At 62.1% G+C, this 3,966-nt stretch carries 5 protein-coding genes; 4 read left to right on the plus strand and 1 reads right to left on the minus strand.

Annotated features, from left to right (window positions below; all coding sequences use genetic code 11):
- The 4 genes from C9413_RS29070 to C9413_RS34320 all read left to right on the plus strand — a co-directional run.
- Nucleotides 1-347 (plus strand): pseudouridine synthase (locus C9413_RS29070; protein ID WP_246703878.1); only part of this gene is annotated, 347 nt, incomplete at its 5' end.
- 172 nt (nt 348-519) lie between these two features.
- Nucleotides 520-1,428 (plus strand): RNA polymerase sigma factor RpoH, encoded by a 909-nt coding sequence (gene rpoH / locus C9413_RS29075; RefSeq protein ID WP_039845711.1) that lies wholly within the window; start codon nt 520-522, stop codon nt 1,426-1,428.
- A gap of 190 nt (nt 1,429-1,618) precedes the next feature.
- Nucleotides 1,619-1,837 carry a hypothetical protein gene (locus C9413_RS33955; protein WP_246703879.1) on the plus strand — a complete coding sequence of 73 codons (219 nt, stop codon included), beginning with the start codon at nt 1,619-1,621 and terminating at the stop codon, nt 1,835-1,837.
- On the plus strand, nt 1,834-1,959 hold the full coding sequence (locus C9413_RS34320; RefSeq protein WP_281408690.1) for a hypothetical protein: 126 nt from the start codon (nt 1,834-1,836) through the stop codon (nt 1,957-1,959). The genes C9413_RS33955 and C9413_RS34320 overlap by 4 nt, the downstream gene beginning before the upstream one ends.
- Nucleotides 1,960-2,007: 48 nt before the next feature.
- Here the strand turns inward: C9413_RS34320 and C9413_RS29085 are convergent.
- A partial coding sequence (locus C9413_RS29085; protein ID WP_246703880.1) for a hypothetical protein occupies nt 2,008-3,966 on the minus strand: 1,959 nt, incomplete at its 5' end.

Consider the following 3,966-nt stretch of genomic DNA (forward strand, 5'->3'; position numbering starts at 1 on the left):
ATGTGGAGAAGAGACCGTTGCTGGAACGCTTCCACGAGGGCCCGGATGCACCAGCGCTTGCCGCCCTCGTCGAATGCCATCTGGAGACCGGCCGCACCCATCAGATTCGCGTCCATATGGCCCATATCGGCCATCCGCTGCTTGGCGATACGGTCTATGGAGCGCATTTCAGAACCAAGGCCAATCTACTGCCCGATGAAGCACGTAACGTCGTCAACAGCTTCGGCCGTCAGGCGCTCCATGCCTATATGCTGCAGTTCGAGCATCCCCGCACGGGTGAACTCATGGACTTCGAAGTGCCCCTCCCCGCAGATATGGTGGAACTCGCAGAAGCGCTCCGACGTTAGCAGTATAACGTCTTCGTGAAGGCTTTTGATGGGCTTGAACCGCTGTTCCGCCATACTTATCTGTATGTTGACTTAGTGCGGGCTTGGATTTGAGCCGCACGTCCCGGTTCGCCAGTTCAGACGCGGGGACGCGTTCCATCGGGAACCGGAATCTATATAGGAGGGTGCAATCATGGCCCGCAATACCTTGCCGTCCATTACCGCCGGCGAAGCCGGTCTCAATCGTTATCTCGACGAAATCCGCAAGTTTCCGATGCTGGAGCCGCAGCAGGAATATATGCTGGCAAAGCGCTATTCCGAGCACGGTGACCGCGAAGCTGCGCATAAACTCGTTACCAGCCACCTGCGTCTCGTCGCCAAGATCGCGATGGGCTACCGCGGCTACGGCCTGCCGATCGGCGAAGTTGTGTCCGAAGGCAATGTCGGCCTCATGCAAGCCGTCAAGAAGTTTGATCCGGAACGCGGTTTCCGGCTCGCCACCTACGCAATGTGGTGGATCAAGGCCTCGATCCAGGAATATATCCTGCGCTCGTGGTCGCTGGTGAAGATGGGCACGACCGCCAACCAGAAGCGCCTGTTCTTCAACCTGCGCCGCCTCAAGGGTCGGATCCAGGCAATCGACGAAGGCGACCTGAAGCCGGAGCATGTCGCGGAGATCGCCACGAAGCTGAACGTCTCCGAGGAGGAGGTCGTTTCGATGAACCGCCGCCTGTCCGGCGACGCTTCGCTGAACGCGCCGATCAAGGCCTCCGAAGGCGACAGCGGGCAGTGGCAGGATTGGCTCGTGGACGATCACGACAGCCAGGAAGACGTGCTGATCGAGCAGGATGAGCTCGAAACGCGCCGCCGCATGCTCTCGAAGGCGATGGGCGTGCTGAACGACCGCGAACGCCGCATCTTCGAAGCACGCCGCCTTGCCGACGATCCGGTCACGCTGGAAGATCTGTCAACCGAGTTCGACATCAGCCGCGAACGCGTGCGCCAGATCGAAGTCCGCGCCTTCGAAAAGGTGCAGGACGCGGTGCGCAAGGAAGCGTTGGAAAGGGCAAACGCCGTCCGTGTCGTCGAAGCCACGGCATAACGGGTTGGCGCCTCGACATGAGATCGGAAAGCCGCTTGCTGCAGTTTGCGACAGGCGGCTTTCTTCATTTTAAGTTCGCAAGAGGCACCTTCCGGGATGAGGCAAAGGCCGAAACTGTTCGGCGCGGATTACAGCGTTTATGTGCGGTCCGCGCGGCCTGCAACCTGCAACTCCAAGGCAGTGCGCCCGGATGAACCAGATCATCAGCATCGCGGATGGATACATCTACTCCAACCTCGTCTGGGGAATACATGTGGAACTGGTGTCGAAGCCGCTGCGCGGAGAGCCAAGCGATGAGGCGGGCGTGGCCATCGCTCGATCCAAAGCGCCTGTTTGCCTGCAGGCTCATGCGGATTTGATGGATGGGGAGCCTTGGCTCGCGGGGGAGACGCGGACATCGCACCAATGATGGATTATTTCCTGACGGTTCCCGGAGGGCGGAAGCTGCTTGAGCAGTACACCGGCCTCACCGCCTGGTGGAAACGCATCGCCGAGCGTAAAAGCATGCAATACACGAAGCCAACGACTTAAGCCCGGCAGCGGGTTGTCCCGTTGCCACTTTTCCAGGCGACCAGCGCGCTACTGGCTCGTGCTCACGTCGCCGAGCGCCGCCCATTCTTTGATTGCTGTATTGAAGGCTGCTATGCCGGTCGGACCCTTCTGCATCGTGATCAGCGCGCGGCGGCCGTTGCGATAGGTAATCGGAATATCGATCCAGTCACGCGTCGAAAGCAGATCGAGGTTCGCCTTGCGGGCATCCGGATAATCGTTCAGCGCAATCATGTGGAAGTCATCGGTGATTTTGGCAGGAACCGCAATCAACGGGTCGCCGCGATCCTGCTCCGTGCGCTTCATCGAAATGCGTTGGACGCTATCGATGCTGCCGCCTTCGAAATTCGGCGGAAGCGAGAAGACGATCTCGACGAGATGGCTCGCCGGAAGCGACGGATCGGAGTTGCGCTTGAAGGTCACGAGAGCCGAAAGATTGCGCTCCGGCACCGTCACATTGGCCTGCACCGTCGATTCTTGCTTGCCGCCCTGGCCGGCTTCATGCTGGACGCTCCAGGCGACGCCCCCCTGGATCGCCGTTGGCGAGCTCTGGCCGATCCGCTCCTCATACAGGAACATCTTCTCGCTCGCACCGGCCGGCACCTGCGGCGGGGCAGCGGACGGGCCGTTCGGCGGCGGCGTCTCGGCGGACGCCCCACCTGCCTGTACGGGCGGAGCCGGCGCGGTGGATGCGACATTCTGCTCGGAGACCGACTTGCCTTCGGCGGTCGGCGTACCGGGCATGGCAGCCGGGCCGCTGTCGACTTCCGTACCGTCTGCCATGAGGCGCTGGTTGAATTTGTTGTTGACCGAAGAGCCGTCATCGAGCGCGGCAACCTGCCGGCCAGGTTCGGCAGGCTTGGCCGCTTCTGTGTTGTTTGTCGAAGGGGTTGCCGGCGTCTGGTTCTGCATAGCAGCGGGCTCGCTCTCGGCTGTCTTGGACGGAGCGGCGCTCACCAGATTGTCAACCATCGCGATCAGCTCGGCACGGTTCATCCAGGCGGCATAGGCACCGCCGCCCAGCAATGCCAGCACGCCGATGACGGCAATGATCGTGCCGATACCGAAGCGGCGGCGCTTCGGTTCCATGCGGAAATTCTTGCTCTGCAGTTTGGCGGCAACGATCTGGTCGATATCGGCAGTTGGCGCCGAATCGTCGTCTTCGGCGACCACGCCGCGGCGACCGTAACCCCGAAGGGCCTTGGCTTCCTGCCACTCTTCGCCCGGTACGTCGGCAGCAGGCGCCGCGGGCTTGCCGTGGATCTCGGCGAACAGGTCCGAATCGTCGAAGTGCGCTGCGACAGGGGCCTTCTTGTTGTTGGTGCCTGCCTCGATCGGCGGCAGATCGTCAAAGGCTGCGGCTTCCCAGGAAAAACCCTGGTTTGCGGCCGGCATCTTCGCGGGCGGCGGCGGGTTTTGAAGACCAGCAATGGCTTCCTCGAAGGCGCGCGCGTGGTCGTTGGCCGACTCCGCTTGAGGAACGCTTTCTGAGAAGTTCCTGACCTCCTCCGTGGCCCATTCAACCTCTGCGTCCTTCGGTGGCTCGGCCGGGGTTTCGGCAGCCGGCTCGGCCCAGACGGGATCGAAATGCGCAACCGTTTCGGCGCGCAGCGGCTCCTCGCGGCTGTGCTCGACGAACTCCTCCGGCTTCTCGAAAGAGACGAACGGCTCAACGAGCCGGTTCGACGGATTGTATTCGCCGGCAGGAGGAAGGGGTTCCGGTTCGACAGCCGGTTCGGCCTCGACGGCAGGCGCGTCCTCGAGATACTCCTCCGGCGGGAGTGCGTATTCGTCGACCGGCACTTCATCGCGATGCGACGCAGCCCACTCCTCGGGAGGTGCTGCTTCCGCCTCAGCCGCAGCAGTAACTTCCTCGACCGGGCGGTCCCATCGTTCTTCTTCTTGTTCTTCCGGCACCGCCGCTACCGACGCAGGCTCCTCGTGCTGTCTCTTAGACCCATCTGACGCTGCCGCCGAGCGGCCTAGCGG

Source organism: Rhizobium sp. SEMIA 4085 (assembly GCF_013004495.1).
In the GTDB taxonomy this organism is placed as follows: Bacteria; Pseudomonadota; Alphaproteobacteria; order Rhizobiales; family Rhizobiaceae; genus Rhizobium; species Rhizobium gallicum.